Origin of the sequence: Egicoccus sp. AB-alg6-2, from assembly GCF_041821025.1 — a bacterium.
Taxonomy (GTDB): Bacteria; Actinomycetota; Nitriliruptoria; order Nitriliruptorales; family Nitriliruptoraceae; genus Egicoccus.
In genome coordinates, this window is sequence record NZ_JBGUAY010000001.1 from 475,586 (window position 1) to 493,648 (window position 18,063).

The following is an 18,063-nucleotide window of genomic DNA, read 5'->3' on the forward strand; positions in this document are numbered from 1 at the left end:
GGCCCGACGTGGGAGTCAGTCCTATGTTCGAGCGGTTCACCGACCGGGCCCGACGGGTGGTCGTCCTCGCGCAAGAAGAGGCGAGGATGCTCAACCACAACTACATCGGGACCGAGCACATCCTGCTCGGGCTCATCCACGAGGGCGAGGGCGTCGCCGCCAAGGCGCTCGAATCGATGAACATCTCGCTCGAGGCGGTCCGCAACCAGGTCACCGAGATCATCGGGCGCGGCCAGACGGCTCCTGCGGGCCACATTCCCTTCACCCCGCGTGCGAAGAAGGTCCTCGAACTGTCGTTGCGCGAGGCGCTGCAGCTCGGGCACAACTACATCGGCACCGAGCACATCCTGCTCGGCCTCATCCGCGAGGGCGAGGGCGTCGCCGCCCAGGTGCTGCAGAAGCTCGGCGCCGACCTCAACCGCGTGCGCCAGCAGGTCATCCAGCTGCTGTCGGGCTATGCCGGCGGCGAGCCGGGCAAGGCCGGCGCGGGCGTCGGCGAGGGTTCGGGCCAGGGGTCGCGCGAAGGGTCGACGATCCTCGACCAGTTCGGGCGCAACCTGACGCAGGCCGCCCGCGACGCCGAGCTCGACCCGGTCATCGGCCGCGCCCGTGAGATCGAACGGGTCATGCAGGTCCTGTCGCGCCGGACCAAGAACAACCCGGTGCTCATCGGTGAGCCCGGCGTCGGCAAGACCGCCATCGTCGAGGGGCTCGCGCAGCGCATCATCGCCGGCGAGGTGCCCGAGACCCTGCGCGACAAGCACCTGTACACCCTCGACCTCGGTGCGCTCGTGGCGGGCTCCCGTTACCGCGGTGACTTCGAGGAGCGCCTGAAGAAGGTGCTCAAGGAGATCACGACCCGCGGCGACATCATCCTGTTCATCGACGAGATCCACACCCTGGTGGGTGCAGGTGCCGCCGAGGGCGCGATCGACGCCGCCTCGATCCTCAAGCCGATGCTGGCCCGCGGTGAGATCCAGACCGTCGGCGCCACCACGCTCGACGAGTACCGCAAGCACCTCGAGAAGGACGCCGCCCTCGAGCGCCGGTTCCAGCCGGTGAAGGTCGAGGAACCGTCGATGGAGCACTCCATCGAGATCCTCAAGGGACTCCGCGACCGCTACGAGGCCCACCACCGGGTCACCATCACCGACGAGGCGTTGGTGGCCGCGGCCGAGCTCGCCGACCGCTACATCTCCGACCGCTACCTGCCGGACAAGGCCATCGACCTCATCGACGAGGCCGGTTCGCGCCTGCGCATCCGCTCGATGACCACGCCTCCCGACCTGGCCGACCTCGATGCCGAGATCGAGGCCGCGCGCAAGGCGAAGGAGGACGCGATCGACGCGCAGGACTTCGAGCGCGCCGCCGCCCTGCGCGACGAGGAGAAGAAGCTCATCGAGCGCCGCAGCTCGCGCGAGGACGAGTGGCGCAGCGAGGGCATGGACACCGTGCTGACGGTGGACGAGGAGGTCATCGCCGAGGTCCTGGCGACCTGGACGGGCATCCCGGTCTTCAAGCTCACGCAGGAAGAGACCGAGAAGCTGCTGCACATGGAGGACCACCTCCACGAGCGGGTCATCGGTCAGCACCAGTCGATCGAGGCCGTGTCCAAGGCGATCCGGCGCACCCGCGCCGGCCTGAAGGACCCGAAGCGCCCGGCCGGTTCGTTCATCTTCCTCGGCCCCTCCGGCGTCGGGAAGACGGAGCTGGCCAAGACCCTGGCCGAGTACCTGTTCGGTGACGAGGACGCGCTGATCCACCTCGACATGTCCGAGTACATGGAGAAGCACACGGTCAGCCGGCTCATCGGCTCGCCGCCCGGGTACGTCGGCTACGACGAGGGCGGCCAGCTGACGGAGCAGGTGCGTCGCAAGCCGTTCTCCGTGGTCCTCTTCGACGAGGTCGAGAAGGCCCACCCGGACGTCTTCAACACGCTGCTGCAGATCCTCGAGGACGGTCGCCTGACCGACGCGCAGGGCCGCACGGTCGACTTCAAGAACACGATCCTGATCATGACCTCGAACCTGGGTACCAAGAACCTCACCGCTCCGGCGGTCGGGTTCGTCCAGGCCGACGACGACTCGATGTACGAGAAGATGAAGCGGCAGGTGGACGAGGAGCTCAAGAAGCACTTCCGCCCCGAGTTCCTCAACCGCATCGACGAGACCATCGTCTTCCATCCCCTCACCAAGGAGGAGGTCAAGACGATCGTCGACCTGATGATCACCCGCGTGAAGAACCAGCTGCGCTCGCGTGACCTCGACCTCGAGCTCACCGACGCCCTCAAGGGCTGGCTGGCCGAGAAGGGGTACGACCCCCAGCTCGGGGCGCGACCGCTGCGCCGCACGATCCAGCGCGAGCTCGAGGACAAGCTGTCCGAGCGCATGCTGCTGGGCGAGTTCAGCGCCGGCCAGCTCATCGTGGCCGACGTCGATGCGGACGCGGACGCGGTGGCCTTCCGGGCCGTGGACTCCCCGTCGGCGCCGGACGTCCCGCCGGTCGAACTCGCCGGCGGCGACCGCGAGGCCGACCAGGACGACTGATCGCGCACGTCGCACACATCACCGCGAGGGGCGGGCCACGACGGCCCGCCCCTCCTTGGTCGCCCACCGGCGGGCTCGGAAGGGCGCGACCGGTAGGCTCGCGGGACCACTGGTACGCAGGAGGCGTCGTGAGCCATCAGCCCAGCGAAGCCGTCGAGATGTACCTGCGCACCGTCCTCGAGCTCGAGGAGGAGGGCATCCCGCCGCTGCGCGCCCGGCTGTCCGAGCGCCTGGCGTTGTCCGCCCCAGCGGTCTCCGAGGGGGTGGCGCGCCTCGAACAGGTCGGCATGGTCAAGTTGCAGCCCGACCGGACCATCGAGCTGACGCCGGAGGGGCGCGAGCGCGCCGAGCACGTCATGCGCAAGCACCGGCTCGCCGAGCGGCTGCTCGTCGACGTCCTCGGGCTCGAGCACGAGCACGTGCACGAGGAAGCGTGCCGCTGGGAGCACGTCATCTCCGACCGGGTCGAGGCGAAACTGCTCGAGTTCCTGGGCAACCCGACGACCTCGCCCTACGGAAACCCGATCCCCGGCGCGAAGCCGGCGGCCAGCGAACCCGTGAGCCTGGCCGCGGTCGATGCCGACGAGGTCGTGATCAGCTACATCTCGGAACGGCTGCAGAGCGACCACGAGGTCGTCATGCGCCTGCGCGAGGGCGGGATGTGGACCGGCGTGCAGGTCTCGGTGGAGCGCGGACCGGACGCGGTACGTCTGCGGGCGGACGGCAACGAGGTCGAGTTGCCCGTCGACGACGCCAAGCTCGTCTTCGTCACCGCCGTCTGAGGCAGCCGGCGCCCGTCGAACGCGAGGGCCGACGGCCCGGAGGCCGCCGGCCGGGAGTTCTCGCGAGGTGGGGTCAGTCGATCTCGCCGCGCCAGGCGCCGGTCTCGGTGCCCCGCTGCTCGATGAAACCCTTGAAGTTGTCGAGGTCGCGCTGGACGTTGCGTTCGATGACGCCCAGTGCGTCGCCGGCCTTCTCGATCCAGTCGTTCGGCTCGACGTCCATCTGCAGCATGACCCGCGTCTTCGCCTCGTCGAGCTTGTGGAACGTCACGACGCCGGCGTGCTGCGTCTCGCCGCGGCTGCGCCACGCGATGCGCTCGTCGGGCTTCTGTTCGGTGATGTCGGCGTCCCACTCGCGCTCGGCGCCGGCGACCTTGACGACCCAGTGGGTCGTGGAGTCGTCGAGTTGGACGATGCGTTCGACGTCCTCCATGAACTGCGGGAAGTCCTCGAACTGGGTCCACTGGTCGTACGCCGTGCGGACCGGGACGTCGACGTCGATGGATCGCTCGATGGTGCTCATGTATCACTCCTCAACTCGTGTGTGCACACCGTGCCGGCAGCCGTCGCGACGCGTGTGTGTGGGCGGCTTTCCGATGGTCACCCGACCGCCGGTCACCACCGCCCGTCCGAGGGATGCGGATTCCACCGCGCTCTCGACGCCGGCTCGCCGACGCTTCGGCGTCGCGGCTACCGTGCGGCCTTCCCGCCCCGAAGGTCCGATCCGTCGTGTCCTCGTCTCCGCCAATCGCCGTGCGTGACCGCGTTCCGACACGTGGTGACCGTCTGCTGGCGTGGGGTCGTGTGACGCGCCGCGACCTGCCCTGGCGGCGTACCCGCGACCCGTGGGCTGTGCTCGTGTCCGAGCTGATGCTGCAGCAGACGCAGGTCGGCCGCGTGCTGCCACGCTTCCGGGAGTTCCTGGACCGGTTCCCGACCCCGCAGGCCTGTGCGGCCGCGGCGCCTGGCGAGGTCGTGCGTGTCTGGGCCGGCCTGGGCTACAACCGCCGCGCGCTCAACCTGCACCGAACCGCCGTCGCCGTCGTCGAACAGCACGACGGCCGTCTTCCCGACGACCTCGACGCACTGCTCGCGCTGCCCGGCATCGGTCCCTACACCGCCCGGGCCGTGCTCGCCTTCGCGTTCGAGCGCGATCACGGCGTGGTCGACACCAACGCCGCGAGGTTCCTCGCACGCGCCGTCGCCGGCCGCCGGCTCGGCGCCCGCGAGGCCCAGGCGCTCGCCGACGCGCAGGTCCCGCCGGGGGCCGCCTGGGAGTGGAACCAGTCCGTGCTCGACCTCGGGGCCACCATCTGCGTCAAGCGTGCCCCGCGCTGTGAACGCTGTCCCCTGCAGGCGTCCTGCGCCTGGTTCGCCGCCGGACTGCCCGAACCCGACCCGGCCGAAGGCAGCGCCGGTTCGTCGACACCGCAGGCACGCTTCGAGGGATCGGACCGCCAGGGCCGCGGCCGGCTGGTCCAGGCCCTGCGGACCGGCCCGGTCGAGACCGTGCGAGTCGCCGACGTCGCAGGTTGGCCCGACGACCCGGACCGGGCCCAGCGCATCGCCGACAGCCTCGTCGCGGACGGATTGGCCGAGTACGTGGACGGCCAACTGTCGTTGCCGCACTGAATGGATCTCGCCGGGCGGCTGAGCGCGCTGCTGGCCGAGCACGGCAGCATGACGGTGCCGCGTCTGCTGCGCGCCCTGCAGGACGGGTCCGGCAGCCGGCTGCCCCGGGCGATGGTCGAGCGCGTCCTGACGGGGGACCCACGGTTCGTCACGGACGCCGATCCGCTCAAGCCGCGGTGGTCGTTGGATCCGGACGCACCAACCGCCTCCGACCGGCCCACCACGATCGGCACGCGGCAGCGCCTGGACCTGCTGGACCTGCGCGACTGGCAGGCCGAGGCACTCGCGGCCTGGTCGGCGACGGGGCGCGGGGTCGTCGAAGCGGTCACCGGCACGGGTAAGACCCGACTGGCGATGGCCGCGATCCGCATCGTCGTCGACCGTGGCGGGCGGGCACTCGTGCTGGCGCCCACTCTCGAACTGCAGGACCAGTGGGTGCGGGAACTGCGGGGCGCCGCACCGGATCTGCGTGTCGGCCGGCTGGGCGGCGGCCACCGCGACGACCTGTACGAGCGTGACGTGGTGATCGCAACCCCGCACTCGGCCGCCAGCGTCCCGATCGAACCACCCCCCGGTTCGCTGGGCCTGCTGGTGGCCGACGAGGCCCACCGCTACGGAGCGCCCACCTGGGGCGCGGCGCTCCACGACGTCTTCGGGCTGCGCCTGGCGCTGACCGCGACCTACGAACGCAACGACGACGGACTGGCCGAGGTGCTGGCGCCCTACTTCGGCGCGGTCGTCCACCGTTACGGCTACGACCGCGCGGTCGCCGACGGCACGGTGGCGCCGTTCCGGATCGCCCTCGCGGGTGTCCGGCTCGGTGCGGACGAACGCGACGCCTTCGACCGCGCCGACACGCGTGCGAGGCAGCTGCACCGTGAACTCGTCGGTGGGCTCGACATGCCCAAGGACCCACGCCGGCTCTTCGCCGCCGTGTCGGCGGTCGTCGCTGAAGCCGACCGCACCGGGAGGGACGGCCCACAGGTGCGCGCGTGTCGGGAATACCTCGTGCGGGTCCGCGAACGTCGCGAGGTGGCGGCGACGTGCGCCGGCAAGCTGCGGCTGTGTACCGCGGTGGCGCCGGCGCTCGCCGGTAGGCGTGCGCTGGTGTTCACCGACACCGTCGAGCAGGCCGAGGACGCCGCGGCGACGCTCGTGCGCGCCGGCGTCTACGCCGAGACCCTCCACGGCGGACTCGCCGACGACAAGCGCCGGATCCGCCTGGCGCAGTTCCGGCGGGGCCGGATCGACGCGCTGGTCGCCCCGCGTGTCCTCGACGAGGGCGTCGACGTCCCCGACGCCGACGTGGCGCTCGTCCTCGCCGCCTTCCGCACCCGACGGCAGATGATCCAGCGGCTCGGGCGCGTCCTGCGCGTCAAGGACGACGGGCGGGCGGCCACGCTGGTGCTCGGCCACGCCATCGACACGATCGAGGACCCCGCTCGGGGCGGCCACGGCGCGTTCCTGCGCCAGGTCCGCGAGGTCGCGCTCGAGATCGTCGACCTCGACCTCGACGCCGACTCCTCGGCGCTGGCGCCCTGGGTCGCCGGTTCCGGGCAGTGCTGACCACGACGACCCCGTGGTCGTGATCGTGCGTCCGCCGACGTCCACGCCGTACCTACGCGTCCAGTAGTCTGCGCGGCGGCCGCGCAGCACGGATCGGTGGAACCGGTCCACACGCGGGCCGATGCCGACGGCGCCCGAGCCAGGTGCGCCGTCCCAGGACTGGGAGGAGACCCGGGTGCCCGAGCAGACGCGCCACGAGGGTCTGCGCAACGTCCTGGCGATGCTCGCCCCGGGTTCGCCGCTGCGTGAGGGCATCGAGCGGGTCATCCGTGCGGGCCGCGGCGCGCTCATCGTCATCGGGTGGACGCCCGAGATCGAGGCCGTCGTCTCCGGTGGTTTCGTGATCGACATCGGCGCCACCAGCCAGCGGGTCGCGGAGCTGGCGAAGATGGACGGCGCGCTCGTGCTCGACGGCGAGGCGCAGCGGGTCCTGCGCGCCAACGTCCACCTCGTCCCCGACCCGGCGATCGAGACCTCCGAGACGGGAACGCGACATCGCTCGGCGGAGCGCACCGCGCGCCAGACCGGGCAACCCGTGATCGCGGTCTCCGAGTCGATGGGGATGGTGACGCTGTACTACGGACGGCGCCGACACACCGTCGAGGAGGTCTCGGCGCTGCTGTTCCGTGCCAACCAGGCGCTCTCGACGCTCGAGCGTTACCGCTCGCGGCTCGACGAGGTGTCGGCCACCCTGGCGGCACGCGAGGTCGAGGACGCCGTCACGGTGCGCGACGTCGTCCTCACGCTCCAGCGTGCCGAGATGCTGCGGCGCATCGCGCTCGAGGTCGAGGACCACGTCGCCGAGCTCGGCTCCGAGGGCCGGCTGATCCAGCTCCAGCTCGACGAACTGGTCTCGTCCGTGGCCGACGACCGGGAACTGGTCGTGCGCGACTACCTGGCCGACCGGCGCCGCAAGCTCGCGAAGGTGTTGGACGACGTCGCGGCCCTGTCGACCGACCACCTGCTCGACGGCGAACTCGTGGCACGCATCCTGGCCTACGACGAGGAGGAGCTCGACCGGCCGGTGACGCCTCGCGGCTACCGGCTGCTGTCGCGGATCCCCCGGCTGCCGCCCCGTGTGGTTGAACGGCTCGTCGAGCGGTTCGGCAACCTGCCGCGCATCATGGAGGCCTCGATCGCCGAACTCGACGACGTCGAGGGCGTGGGCGAATCGCGGGCCCGTACCATCCAGGACGGACTGCGGCGCCTCGCCGAGGCCAGCCTGCTGGAACGCTACGTCTGAGCGCCATTGCCGGCCGTTCGGACATGGTCGCATGGACGGGGAAGTCGGCCCAAGGCGCCGAAACCCGCCCCTGACCTGCAGGTTCACGCCCGCAATCGGTTGAGCACGACCTTGGCCGTGTGGTAGGGTCCGGTCACACGTTCGCACTGCTCGTGCCGAGTCGCGGAGGCTTCAACCAGGATCGTGCGCGTCGGCACCAGCCCCCCAACCGGGTGCCCCGCACCGTTTTCTGCGCGACGTCCACGCCTCCGTGCGGCCTCAGCCGCGTCCGTGCATCCCATCCGGATCGAGGAGCTGCCTCTCATGGCCTACAGCGTCGGCGACACCGTCATCTACCCCCACCACGGCGCAGCGGTCATCGAGCGGAAAGAAGCTCGCGAACTCAAGGGCGAAGCCCGCGAGTACCTCGTTCTGCGCCTGACCTACGGGGACCTGACGCTGATGGTCCCCGCCGACGCCTGCGAAGAGGTCGGCATCCGAAGCGTGGTCTCCAAGAAGGAGGTCGAGCAGGTCCTCGACGTCCTGCGCGAGCCCGAGGGAAAGGCCGCCGGCAACTGGTCGCGGCGCTTCAAGGCCAACTACGAGAAGCTGCGCTCCGGTGACATCTACCAGGTCGCCGAGGTGGTACGGAACCTCGCCACGCGCGAGAAGGACAAGGGCCTGTCCGCCGGCGAGAAGCGCATGCTGACCAAGGCGAAGCAGATCCTGCTCTCCGAGCTCGCGGTCGCCATCAAGAAGGACGAGACCAAGGCCGAGGAGCTGGTCGAGAAGGTGCTGGCCGAAGCCCAGGCCTGATCGACGTCCGGCGACGACGACCCGCGACGACCGCCCCTGCCGGGCGGTCGTCCTCGTCGGAGCCGGGGAGGACACCTCGTGGCTGTACGACCGCGGACCGGCCGTCCCATGGTCGAGGTGCTGCGGCTGGCGATCGTGCTGTTGTTCACCGCCGCCGGTCATGCGGTCGGCACGGGCCTGGACGACCTGCTCGGACGCGGTGAGCCCGAGACGACCCGGCTGGTCGCCTCGGTACTCGGCGCGTTGACCGGCTATCTCGCCGGCGGCTGGCTCGGTCGCGCCGTCGTGCGGGGCGTGGACACCGCAGGCTCCGCGCTCGAGCACGTGCCGGCCGCCAAGCTCGTCGCCGCCTGCATCGGTGCGGCGCTCGGCGCACTCGCCGGCCTGGTGGTCCTGCTCCCGGTGGTCCTGCTGCCCTACCAGCGCTACACCGTGCCGGTGATGCTGCTGGTGGTGTTGGTGCTCGCCTACGCGGGCGGGCGCCTCGGCAGCGCCCGCGGCGCCGACCTCGGGCGCTTCGTCGGCGTTCGGGGCCGCCTCGACGTGCGCACCCCCTCGCGCGGGTCGGGGGTGAAGGTGCTCGACACCTCGGCACTGGTCGACGCCCGGGTCGTCGACGTCGCGCGAGCCGGCTTCCTCGAGGGCACCCTGGTCGTCCCCACCTTCGTGCTCGACGAACTGCAGGCGCTGGCCGACGCGGGCGAGGACCACCGGCGGCGGTCGGGTCGTCGCGGGCTCGAGGCGCTGCACATGCTGCAGGACGAGTCGCTGGTGGCGGTCGAGGTCACCGAGGAATCCGTGCCCGGCGTCGCCGAGGTCGATGCCAAGCTGGCCACGCTGTGTCGCCAGCGGGGTGCGGCACTGATCACCACCGACGGCAACCTGGCGCGCGTCGCCGAGATCGGTGGGGTACGGGTGCTCAACCTGCACGCCCTGGCGGACGCGGTCCGCCCGCCCGTGCTGCCCGGCGAACGCCTCGTGGTGCGGCTGGTCCGCCCGGGCCGGGACGCCGGTCAGGGGGTGGCCTACCTCGACGACGGGACCATGGTGGTCGTCGAGGGCGGCGCCGGACGGATCGGCGAGGAGTTGCCCGTCGACGTGACCTCGATCGTGCAGAACCGCCAGGGCCGCATGCTGTTCGCTTCCTGCTCCGGCGGCGACGATGTCCGGACCCGGCGATGAGGTTCGGCGTGGTCGTCGTCGCGGCCGGGGTCGGTGAGCGGTTGGGGCATGGGCGCCCGAAGGCGCTGGTCGAGCTGGCGGGCCGTCCACTGCTCCACCACGCCCTCCGCGGCCTGCACCGGGCCGGCATGCCGCCCGCGGTGGTCGTCCACACCCCGGGGGAGGAGGCGGCGTTCCGGACCGCCGCCGCCGAGTTCGAGGTGGCTGCCCTCGTGCCCGGGGCTGCAACCCGCACCGGCAGCGTCGCCGCGGGCCTTGCGGCATTGGGTCCGACCCCTGACGTGATCCTCGTCCACGACGCCGCCCGGGCGCTGACCCCCCCGTCGGTGATGCGGGCCGTCGCCGCCGCCGTGACCGGTGACGTGGTCGCGGCAGCCCCGGGTATGCCGGTCAGCGACACGCTCAAGCGGGTCAGCGGCGACGAGGAGGTGGTGGCCACGGTCCCCCGCGAGGACCTGCGGGCGATCCAGACCCCACAGGCGTTCACGCGCGCGGCGCTGTCCGCGGCCCACGCCACCCGGGAGGAGGCCACCGACGACCTCGCCCTCGTCGAGCGATTGCTCGCCGACGGGCGCCTCCGTGGGCGTATCGTGGTCGTCGCCGGCGCCGCGACGGCCATGAAGGTGACCTATCCGCACGACCTGGTCGTCGCCGAGGCGCTCCTGCGGGCCGGCAGCGAGGAATGAGGATGGACCTGCGGATCGGCAACGGACTGGACGTGCACCCCTTCGCGTCGGACGGCGACCGCGTCCTGGTCCTGTGCGGCGTCGAGGTCGCCGAGGGACCCGGCCTCGACGGCCACTCGGACGCGGACGTCGCCACGCACGCGGTGGCGGACGCGTTGCTCGGGGCACTCGCGATGGGCGACCTCGGCAGCTGGTTCGGCGTCGACGAGCCCGAGGTCGCCGGCGCCGACTCGTTGCGTCTGCTCGCAGCCGTCGTCGCCGGGGTCGCCGACCGTGGCTGGGCGCCGGCCAACGTCGACCTGACGGTGGTCGCCCAGGGGCCCCGGTTGTCGCCCTACCGCGAAGCGATGCGGGACCGCCTCGCGAGGGTGCTCCACCTCGACCTGGACGCCGTCTCGGTCAAGTTCACCACCACCGACCGGCTCGGGTTCCTCGGACGTGGCGAGGGCATCGCGGCCTGGGCCACCGTCACGGTGCTCCGGCGGAGCGGCGCAGCGACACAGCATTAGACTCGTCCTGCCGTGCGCCCGACGTTCGCCCTCGTCCGCGGCGCCCCCGCCACACTCCCGACCCGGTGGTCCGACGTTGTCCCTGGTCCTGTACGACACCCTGCGACGCGACAAGGTCGCCTTCGAGCCGCGCGAACCCGGACGGGTCTCGCTCTACGTCTGCGGCCCGACGGTGCAGGCGGACGCCCATGTCGGCCACGGTCGGCTCGCGGTGGTCACCGACGTGCTGCGGCGCTACCTGTTGCACCGCGGTGACGAGGTCACGTTCGTCCAGAACGTCACCGACATCGACGACAAGATCATCCTGCGCGCGCGACGCGAGAAGGTCGACCCCGCCGTCATCGCGACCCGTTACACGCGGGCCTGGAACCGCACGATGGACACGCTCGGGGTCATGGCGCCCGATGTCCAGCCCCTCGCGACCGGTCACCTGCTGGAGATGCAGGCCCTGATCCAGGAACTGATCGAGCAGGACAAGGCCTACGCCGTCGACGGTGACGTCTTCTTCCGCGTCCGCGCCTTCGAGGGCTACGGCAAGCTGTCCGGTCGGCGGATCGACGACATGCAGCAGGGCGAGGACGTCGTCGACGCCGACCGCAAAGACGACCCGCTCGACTTCGCCATGTGGAAGTCGGCCAAGCCAGGGGAGCCGTCGTGGCCCTCGCCGTGGGGTGACGGGCGGCCCGGCTGGCACATCGAGTGCTCCGCGATGGCGGTCAAGCACCTCGGCGAGGGTTTCGACATCCACTGCGGTGGCCTCGACCTCGTCTTTCCCCACCACGAGAACGAGATCGCCCAGCACGAGGCCGCACACGGCGGCGTGTTCGCCCGGCACTGGGTCCACAACGGCATGGTGCGGATGGGCGACGAGAAGATGTCGAAGTCCGTCGGCAACGTGGTCTCGCTCACCGACGCGGTCGCCGAGTGGGGCGTCGGGCCCCTGCGCCTGTGGTACTTGTCCGCCAGCCATCGCAGCCCGCTCACCTTCGACACCGAGCGGCTGCGTGACGCCGAGGCCGCCCACCAGCGGTTGACGACGTTCCTGCGCTCGGCCCGCCGCATGGCCGACGGCGCGACGGCAGACCAGAGCGCCGGCGAGCGGCACCTCGAGGCGTTCCGCGACGCCATGGACGACGACCTCAACGCCCCACAGGCCGTCGCCGCCCTGCACGAGCTGGTGTCGGTGGGCAACGAGCGCCTGCCGGCGGCCGAGAAGGGTGATGCGGCGGCCCGGGCGGACGTCGCCGGACTCGCCGACGCGCTGGTGTCGGTCGGCGACGGCGTGTTCGGCCTCGGCCTCGAGGCGGCCCTCGCGGACGCGTCCGCCCTCGAACGCCAACTGCAGCCGCTGGTCGGGCAGCTGCTCGAGCAACGGGCCCAGGCGCGCGCCGACCGGGATTTCGCCGCCGCCGACCGCATCCGCGATCAGCTCGCTTCCGCGGGGGTCGTCGTCGAGGATCGCCCCGACGGGCCGCGCTGGTACGTGGCGTGAGTCGCGGCGGCCGCGGCGGTGCCGCCCGCCGGACCGGTCAGGACCGCGGCCGTCGCCATGCCCGCGCGAACGTCGGCGACGGTGGGGACGGTCGCGTCGTCGTCGGCCTGCATCCGGTCCGCGAACTGCTGCGTGCGGGTCGTCCGGTGCGGCGCCTGCTCGTTGCCGACACCCGGGACGCCTCGGCGGTGCTCGCCGAGATCCTCGGCCTGGCCCGCGACGCCGGGATCGTCGTCGAGGAGGTCGACCGCGCACGGATCGACGACCGCGCCGAGGGCCAGGTCCACCAGGGCGTGCTGGCGATCGCGCCGCCGTTCCCGTACGCCATGCTCCCCGACGTCGTCGCTCGCCCGCGGACCGAGCCGTTGCTGCTCGTGGCGCTCGACTCGGTGACCGACCCACACAACCTCGGCTCCATCGCACGCACGGCCGACGCCGTCGGCGCCCACGGGTTGCTCCTGCCGTCGCGTCGGGCGGCCTCCGTGACACCGACGGCCGAGAAGGCGGCTGCGGGCGCGCTCGCGCACCTTCCGGTGGTACAGGTCGCCAACCTGGTGCGGACGCTGAAGGAGATGCAGGGCGGCGGCACGTGGGTGGTCGGCCTCGACGGCGACGCCCCCGACCCGATCGGCGACTGCCGGCTCCTGGCCGACGCCCTGGTGCTGGTCGTCGGTGCCGAAGGTCGCGGCCTGTCGCGGCTGACCGCCGAGACGTGTGACCAGCTGGTGCGGCTGCCGATGCGCGGCGCCGTGGGCTCCCTCAACGCCTCCGTCGCCGCAGCCGTCGCCCTGTACGAGGTGCTGCGCCACCGCGGCTGACCGAACGGCCCTCCAGCGGCGCAACCCGGGGGTCGGTCGCTCGTTGGGTCGTGCGACCGGGGTCGTCGACCCCGGCCGGACGGGGGGCGACGATGACCCAGCGAACCGGGCTGACGAGCGGGCAGCGACGCACCAGCGCGCCACTGCGACGCCGACACCACGCGTCACGGCACACCGGGCTCTCCGACGAGTCGTTGGTCGACCGGGCCCGAGGCGGGGACGAGCGGGCGACGACCGAACTGCTGGCGCGCTACCGCGGCTTCGCGCGTGCGCGTGCACGCAACTACTACCTCGTCGGGGGCGACCGCGAGGACCTCGCCCAGGAAGCGATGATCGGGCTGTTCAAGGCCGTCCGCGACTTCGCCCCGAGCGGCGGCTGCTCGTTCCGCTCGTTCGCCGAGCTGTGCATCACCCGCCAGGTGCTGAGCGCCGTACGCAGCGCGACCCGCCAGAAGCATGCGCCGCTCAACGGCTCCGTCAGCCTCGACGGGCCACCCGGCGACGGCGACCGCGTGGCCGGCAGCCTGGCCGAGACGTTGACCGCGGGCGACCACGAGGACCCGCTCGCGTTGCTCGTCGGCGCGGACGAGGTCCATCGGCTACGGACGGGGCTCGCGCGCGTCCTGTCCGGATTCGAGGCCGAGGTGCTCGAGCTCTACCTCGACGGACGCAGCTACGACGAGATCGCCAGCCGTCTCGGCCGACACACCAAAGCGGTCGACAACGCGCTGCAGCGCATCAAGCGCAAGCTCGAGGACCGTGTCGCCGCGTAGGGGCGGGTAGTTTCGGACGTCCCGTTGCCCGGTCGACGTCCAGGAGCCCCGCGTGCGCGCGAACGACCTCGAACACCTCGTGCTTCCCGCCGACCCGCAACTGCACCCCGACGGGGTCCGGGTCGCCTTCGTGCTCGCTGAGCACGACCTCGACAACGACCGCAACCTGCGGTCGATCCACCTGTTCGACGGCGTGCGTACGCGCCGCTTCACCCATGGCATGTCGGACCGCTCCCCGAAGTGGTCGCCCGACGGCCGGTGGCTCGCCTTCCTGCGCACCGCCGAGGGCGACGACCAACGCCCGCAGCTGGTGATCATGCCGGCCGACGGCGGCGAGGCGCAGCGACGCACCGACCTGCCGCTCGGCGTGTCCGGCTTCGCGTGGTCGCCCGACTCGGAACAGCTGGTGCTGGTGGCCGCCCGCTATGCCGACGAGGTGGCGGACCTCGACGACGACGAACGGCGCCGCCGACCAAAGCGCGTGACCAGGCTGCCCTACCGCACCGACGCGGGGGGCTGGGTGCACGACCGCACCGACCACCTCTACCTCGTCGGCCTCGACGGCAGCGACGAACCGCAACGGCTGACCACCCCTGACCGCGACCACGGCGACCCGAGCTGGCGGCCGGACGGCAAGGCGATCGCCTTCATCGCGCGGCCCGAGGCCGGTGACGACCTCGCGCCGGACACCCAGGTGTTCGAACTCGACGTCGACTCGCACGAGGTACGGCCGCTGCTCGCCCCCGGGTCGTGGGCGTGGGTCAGCTATGCCCCGGACGGCCGGCTCTTCGTCGTGGGGCAACGCGACCCCTTCGACTGGCCCGGCAACCACGGCGTGTTCTGGTGCCGCCCCTCCGAGACCGGGGACCAGCCGTTCGAACCGGTGGAACTGCTGGCGCACCTCGACCGTGACGTGCTCCCCGGCGCGCCGGCCAACGCCACGACGGGCCCGCAGTTCGTCGACGGCGGCTTCCTGATCGCCCTCGAGGACGCGGGTACCACCAAGGTGGTCCGGGTGGACCTCGACGCATGGGATCCGGAGGGCGACACGCCACCGCAGGTCACCGAGGTCGTGACCGGGCCTCGCTGCATCACCGGATACGGCGCGCGCGGCGACGGCTCGGCGATGGCGTTCACCATGACCGACCCCTCGACGCCGGGTGAACTCATCTGGTTGCAGGACGGTCGCGAACGCAACGTCACGGACCTGGCGAAGAACTTCCGCGCGAAGGTCGACGTGCGGCCGACCCAGCGGTTCGCGTTCGAGCGCGACGGTGCGTCCATCGATGCCTGGGCGGTCCTGCCCGACGGCTTCGACACCGCCGCCGAAGCGAGCGTCCCGCTGCTGATCAACATCCACGGCGGCCCGACCTCGCAGTACGGCGACTACTTCTTCGACGAGTTCCAGGTCGAGGCCGGTGCCGGCTACCTGGCGGTGGGCTGCAACCCCCGTGGCTCGTCGGGGCGCGGCGCGGAATGGGCACGCGCGGTCGTCGGCGTGTGGCACGACCACGGGTCGGTGGACACCCTCGACCTCGAAGCGCTCGTCGACGCCACGCTCGAACGCTTCCCCCAGGCCGATCCCGAACGCATCGGCATCATGGGCGGCTCCTACGGCGGCTACGCGACGGCGCGCCTGATCGCGCGGTCGGACCGCTACCGCTCCGCGATCGTCGAGCGGGGACTCCTCGTCTGGGAGTCGTTCTCCGGAACCTCCGACATCGGGCCCTACTTCGACCGGATGTTCCTGTCCGCCTCGCTGCCCGACGGCGTCGAGACCCACCGCACTGCGAGTCCGGTGTGGACCGCCTCGACGGTGACCGCGCCGACCCTGGTCCTGCACAGCGAGGCGGACTACCGCTGCCCGATCGAGCAGGGCGAGCAGTACTTCCTCGCCCTCAAGCGCGCCGGCGTGACCACCGAGATGGTCCGCTTCCCCGACGAGACCCACGAACTGTCCCGCAGCGGCAGTCCGAAGCACCGCGTCGAGCGGTTCGAGGTGGTCCTCGACTGGCATGCCCGGCACCTGCTCGGCAAGGACGGGAACGAGGCCGACGACGCGGCCTCCGCCACCGCCGTGAGCCCCGAGGTCGGCTGACGTTGCTCCGGGCGGGATGCCGCTACCGTTCCGCCTCCCGCCGAGGTAGCTCAGTTCGGTAGAGCGCCCGCCTTGTAAGCGGATGGTCAGGGGTTCGAATCCCCTCCTCGGCTCCAGCGAGTGACGACCTTCGTTCCCGGAGCACAATGTGGGGGCCACCACCGGGCCCGGTAGCGGTGGGCCTGCCGGTTTTCGGTCCGGGAGCCGAAAGGAGGGCGCGCGCAGCGCCTGGTCGCGAGGCACCGTGCCGGCTTTCGTTCCGGGAGCCGAAAGTGGACCGCCCCGCCCGTCGGTCCCGGGCGGGGCGGCGTCCATTTTCGTGCCCCGGGCCGAAACGGGGCCGGTCCGCCAGGGCCCGGCGGTCGTGCCCGTACCTGCGCCCGTGTAGTTGCACGCGTGTCATTCGTCTGCGACGCTGGGAACCCGTCGAGCCCTGGAGTCCGTCCCGTGAGCGCCGAACCGCACGATGTCGCGGCCGCAGGCACCGGTATCGACCAGCGTGCGCGCCAGATCCTCGACTTCGAGCGCGAGTGGTGGCGGTACGCCGGCGCCAAGGAGCAGGCGGTACGCGACCAGTTCGACCTGTCGCCGACGCGCTATTACCAGCTGCTCAACGAGGTGATCGACGACGAGGCCGCCCTGGCCTACGACCCGATGCTGGTCAAGCGCCTGCGTCGGCTGCGATCGGCCCGCCAGCGTCAGCGCGCCGCGAGGCGCCTGGACGCCGACGCCCGCTAGGCGATCGATGGAGACCGCGCCGCGCGACGAGGCACCGGAGAGCGTCGGCGCCGCGCTGGCGCGACGGTTGGGCATCGCCCTGGCCGTGGTGGTGGTGACCTCTGGCGCGTTCGCCTTCGTCGGCGCGATGGACCGCACGCCGCCCGAACAGGTGGCGGCCGGCGGGATCGACGATCCTGCCGCGGACGAGGACGCCGCACCCGACGCCGAGGCGACCCGCGAGCCCACGCCGCCCGTCGACGAGGCCAGCGAGGAACCGGAGCCGGAGCCCGAACCCGAGCCGGAACCCGAACCCGAACCCGAACCCGAGCCCGAACCGGAGCCCGAGCCGGAACCCGAGCCCGAACCGGAGCCCGAGCCCGAACCCGAGCCCGAACCGGAGCCAGCGATCGCCCCCGGGAACATCTCGATCCAGGTCCTCGACGGCTACAAGGCCGACGGGGGCGCCGCGGCTCGTGGTGTCGCCCAGCAGTTGCGCGGCGGGGGCTACCGCGTCGTGGCCGAGAACCAGGCCCTCGACTACACCGTCACCACGGTGCTCTGGACCAGTGGCAACGAGGCGGCGGCGCGCCAGGTCGCGGCCGCGATCGGCGCGGGCGACGTCCGGCCACAGCCGGGCAACCTGTCGGAGTCGGTCAGCGTCCACGTGGTCGTCGGCGCCGACCGGGGTTGAGCGCCGGTCAGTTGTTCTGCAGCAACTCGAGCTTCTCGAGGATCATGCGTCGACGCCGCTCCTCCTCCTCGGGGGCGGTCGCGAGCACGTCCTGCAGCACCTGCGACAGGGCCAACGGCGAGAACGGCTTGGTGATGTAGTCGGCCGCGCCGTGCGACCAACCGCGGATCTGGTCCTGGTCCTGCACCTTGGCGGTCAGGATGACGACCGGGATGTCGCGCGTCGCCTCGTCGGCCTTGATGGCCTCGAGCACCTGCCAGCCGTCGAGCTTGGGCATCATCACGTCGAGCAGCACCACGTCGGGGTGGTGGGCCCGCACCTTGGCCAGGGCGTCCTCCCCGTCGCTGGCCTCGATGACGTCGTAGCCCTCGAACTCGAGGTTGACGCGGCACAGCAGCAGGACGTCGGGTTCGTCGTCGACGACCAGTACGCGGCGCCGTTCGTTGTCGGCCATCCTGGAGCACCTTTCGGGGATTGCCAGGTGAGGAGTATGGCCCCTGTCGGCCGAGACGTCTTGTTCTCCAGCCTCC

17 protein-coding genes and 1 tRNA gene are annotated in these 18,063 nt (G+C 71.8%); 16 read left to right on the forward strand and 2 right to left on the reverse strand.

Annotated elements, in window-relative coordinates; all coding sequences use genetic code 11:
• Nucleotides 1–23: 23 nt before the first annotated feature.
• Together ACERMF_RS02360 and ACERMF_RS02365 are read left to right on the forward strand one after the other, a co-directional pair.
• Complete coding sequence (locus tag ACERMF_RS02360) at nt 24–2,546, forward strand: ATP-dependent Clp protease ATP-binding subunit (RefSeq protein ID WP_373667455.1); 2,523 nt, start codon at nt 24–26, stop codon at nt 2,544–2,546.
• A 158-nt stretch (nt 2,547–2,704) separates the two neighbouring features.
• Nucleotides 2,705–3,328, forward strand: coding sequence for an iron dependent repressor, metal binding and dimerization domain protein (locus tag ACERMF_RS02365; RefSeq protein ID WP_373667456.1), 624 nt, complete (start codon nt 2,705–2,707; stop codon nt 3,326–3,328).
• 73 nt (nt 3,329–3,401) lie between these two features.
• Here ACERMF_RS02365 and ACERMF_RS02370 read toward each other — a convergent pair whose 3' ends face one another.
• Entirely contained in the window at nt 3,402–3,851 is a 450-nt protein-coding gene (locus ACERMF_RS02370; protein ID WP_373667403.1) for an SRPBCC family protein, read from the reverse strand.
• 281 nt (nt 3,852–4,132) lie between these two features.
• Here ACERMF_RS02370 and ACERMF_RS02375 point away from each other — a divergent pair, with 281 nt between their 5' ends.
• The 14 genes from ACERMF_RS02375 (at nt 4,133) to ACERMF_RS02440 (ending at nt 17,533) form a co-directional block, all read left to right on the forward strand.
• Nucleotides 4,133–4,960, forward strand: a complete 828-nt coding sequence (locus ACERMF_RS02375) for an A/G-specific adenine glycosylase (protein WP_373667404.1) — start codon at nt 4,133–4,135, stop codon at nt 4,958–4,960.
• Nucleotides 4,961–6,526, forward strand: a complete 1,566-nt coding sequence (locus ACERMF_RS02380) for a DEAD/DEAH box helicase family protein (RefSeq protein WP_373667405.1) — start codon at nt 4,961–4,963, stop codon at nt 6,524–6,526. It abuts the gene before it with no gap.
• Between the two features lie 121 nt (nt 6,527–6,647).
• Entirely contained in the window at nt 6,648–7,769 is a 1,122-nt protein-coding gene (gene disA / locus ACERMF_RS02385) for a DNA integrity scanning diadenylate cyclase DisA (RefSeq protein WP_373667406.1), read from the forward strand.
• Between the two features lie 303 nt (nt 7,770–8,072).
• Entirely contained in the window at nt 8,073–8,564 is a 492-nt protein-coding gene (locus ACERMF_RS02390) for a CarD family transcriptional regulator (RefSeq protein WP_373667407.1), read from the forward strand.
• 78 nt (nt 8,565–8,642) lie between these two features.
• Entirely contained in the window at nt 8,643–9,746 is a 1,104-nt protein-coding gene (locus ACERMF_RS02395) for a PIN/TRAM domain-containing protein (RefSeq protein ID WP_373667408.1), read from the forward strand.
• Nucleotides 9,743–10,432: a 2-C-methyl-D-erythritol 4-phosphate cytidylyltransferase gene (ispD, locus tag ACERMF_RS02400; RefSeq protein WP_373667409.1), complete on the forward strand. Its 690-nt coding sequence runs from the start codon at nt 9,743–9,745 to the stop codon at nt 10,430–10,432. The genes ACERMF_RS02395 and ispD overlap by 4 nt, the downstream gene beginning before the upstream one ends.
• A 2-nt stretch (nt 10,433–10,434) precedes the next feature.
• Nucleotides 10,435–10,941, forward strand: coding sequence for a 2-C-methyl-D-erythritol 2,4-cyclodiphosphate synthase (ispF, locus tag ACERMF_RS02405; RefSeq protein ID WP_373667410.1), 507 nt, complete (start codon nt 10,435–10,437; stop codon nt 10,939–10,941).
• Between the two features lie 76 nt (nt 10,942–11,017).
• Nucleotides 11,018–12,433, forward strand: a complete 1,416-nt coding sequence (cysS, locus tag ACERMF_RS02410; RefSeq protein ID WP_373667411.1) for a cysteine--tRNA ligase — start codon at nt 11,018–11,020, stop codon at nt 12,431–12,433.
• The gene (gene rlmB, locus ACERMF_RS02415; protein WP_373667412.1) at nt 12,430–13,251 is read left to right on the forward strand and encodes a 23S rRNA (guanosine(2251)-2'-O)-methyltransferase RlmB; all 822 of its coding nucleotides are present in this window, start codon (nt 12,430–12,432) and stop codon (nt 13,249–13,251) included. Before cysS ends, rlmB begins: the two co-directional genes overlap by 4 nt.
• A 92-nt stretch (nt 13,252–13,343) precedes the next feature.
• Nucleotides 13,344–14,024, forward strand: coding sequence for an RNA polymerase sporulation sigma factor SigH (gene sigH, locus ACERMF_RS02420; protein ID WP_373667413.1), 681 nt, complete (start codon nt 13,344–13,346; stop codon nt 14,022–14,024).
• A 52-nt stretch (nt 14,025–14,076) separates the two neighbouring features.
• Nucleotides 14,077–16,122 (forward strand): prolyl oligopeptidase family serine peptidase, encoded by a 2,046-nt coding sequence (locus ACERMF_RS02425; protein WP_373667414.1) that lies wholly within the window; start codon nt 14,077–14,079, stop codon nt 16,120–16,122.
• Between the two features lie 39 nt (nt 16,123–16,161).
• A tRNA-Thr gene (locus ACERMF_RS02430) sits at nt 16,162–16,238 on the forward strand.
• 331 nt (nt 16,239–16,569) lie between these two features.
• On the forward strand, nt 16,570–16,860 hold the full coding sequence (locus ACERMF_RS02435) for a DUF3263 domain-containing protein (RefSeq protein ID WP_373667415.1): 291 nt from the start codon (nt 16,570–16,572) through the stop codon (nt 16,858–16,860).
• A 7-nt stretch (nt 16,861–16,867) separates the two neighbouring features.
• Complete coding sequence (locus tag ACERMF_RS02440) at nt 16,868–17,533, forward strand: LytR C-terminal domain-containing protein (RefSeq protein ID WP_373667416.1); 666 nt, start codon at nt 16,868–16,870, stop codon at nt 17,531–17,533.
• 7 nt (nt 17,534–17,540) lie between these two features.
• Here ACERMF_RS02440 and ACERMF_RS02445 read toward each other — a convergent pair whose 3' ends face one another.
• Complete coding sequence (locus tag ACERMF_RS02445; protein WP_373667417.1) at nt 17,541–17,987, reverse strand: response regulator transcription factor; 447 nt, start codon at nt 17,985–17,987, stop codon at nt 17,541–17,543.
• Nucleotides 17,988–18,063 lie beyond the last annotated feature (76 nt).

Excerpts from the sequence above, each read along its gene's own strand:
- ACERMF_RS02360 (WP_373667455.1), top strand. The coding sequence starts at position 24 with ATGTTCGAGCGGTTCACCGACCGGGCCCGACGGGTGGTCGTCCTCGCG.
- ACERMF_RS02365 (WP_373667456.1), top strand. The coding sequence starts at position 2,705 with ATGTACCTGCGCACCGTCCTCGAGCTCGAGGAGGAGGGCATCCCGCCG.
- ACERMF_RS02370 (WP_373667403.1), bottom strand. The coding sequence starts at position 3,851 with ATGAGCACCATCGAGCGATCCATCGACGTCGACGTCCCGGTCCGCACG.
- ACERMF_RS02380 (WP_373667405.1), top strand. The coding sequence starts at position 4,961 with ATGGATCTCGCCGGGCGGCTGAGCGCGCTGCTGGCCGAGCACGGCAGC.
- disA (WP_373667406.1), top strand. The coding sequence starts at position 6,648 with ATGCCGACGGCGCCCGAGCCAGGTGCGCCGTCCCAGGACTGGGAGGAG.
- ACERMF_RS02390 (WP_373667407.1), top strand. The coding sequence starts at position 8,073 with ATGGCCTACAGCGTCGGCGACACCGTCATCTACCCCCACCACGGCGCA.
- ispD (WP_373667409.1), top strand. The coding sequence starts at position 9,743 with ATGAGGTTCGGCGTGGTCGTCGTCGCGGCCGGGGTCGGTGAGCGGTTG.
- ispF (WP_373667410.1), top strand. The coding sequence starts at position 10,435 with ATGGACCTGCGGATCGGCAACGGACTGGACGTGCACCCCTTCGCGTCG.
- sigH (WP_373667413.1), top strand. The coding sequence starts at position 13,344 with ATGACCCAGCGAACCGGGCTGACGAGCGGGCAGCGACGCACCAGCGCG.
- ACERMF_RS02440 (WP_373667416.1), top strand. The coding sequence starts at position 16,868 with ATGGAGACCGCGCCGCGCGACGAGGCACCGGAGAGCGTCGGCGCCGCG.
- ACERMF_RS02445 (WP_373667417.1), bottom strand. The coding sequence starts at position 17,987 with ATGGCCGACAACGAACGGCGCCGCGTACTGGTCGTCGACGACGAACCC.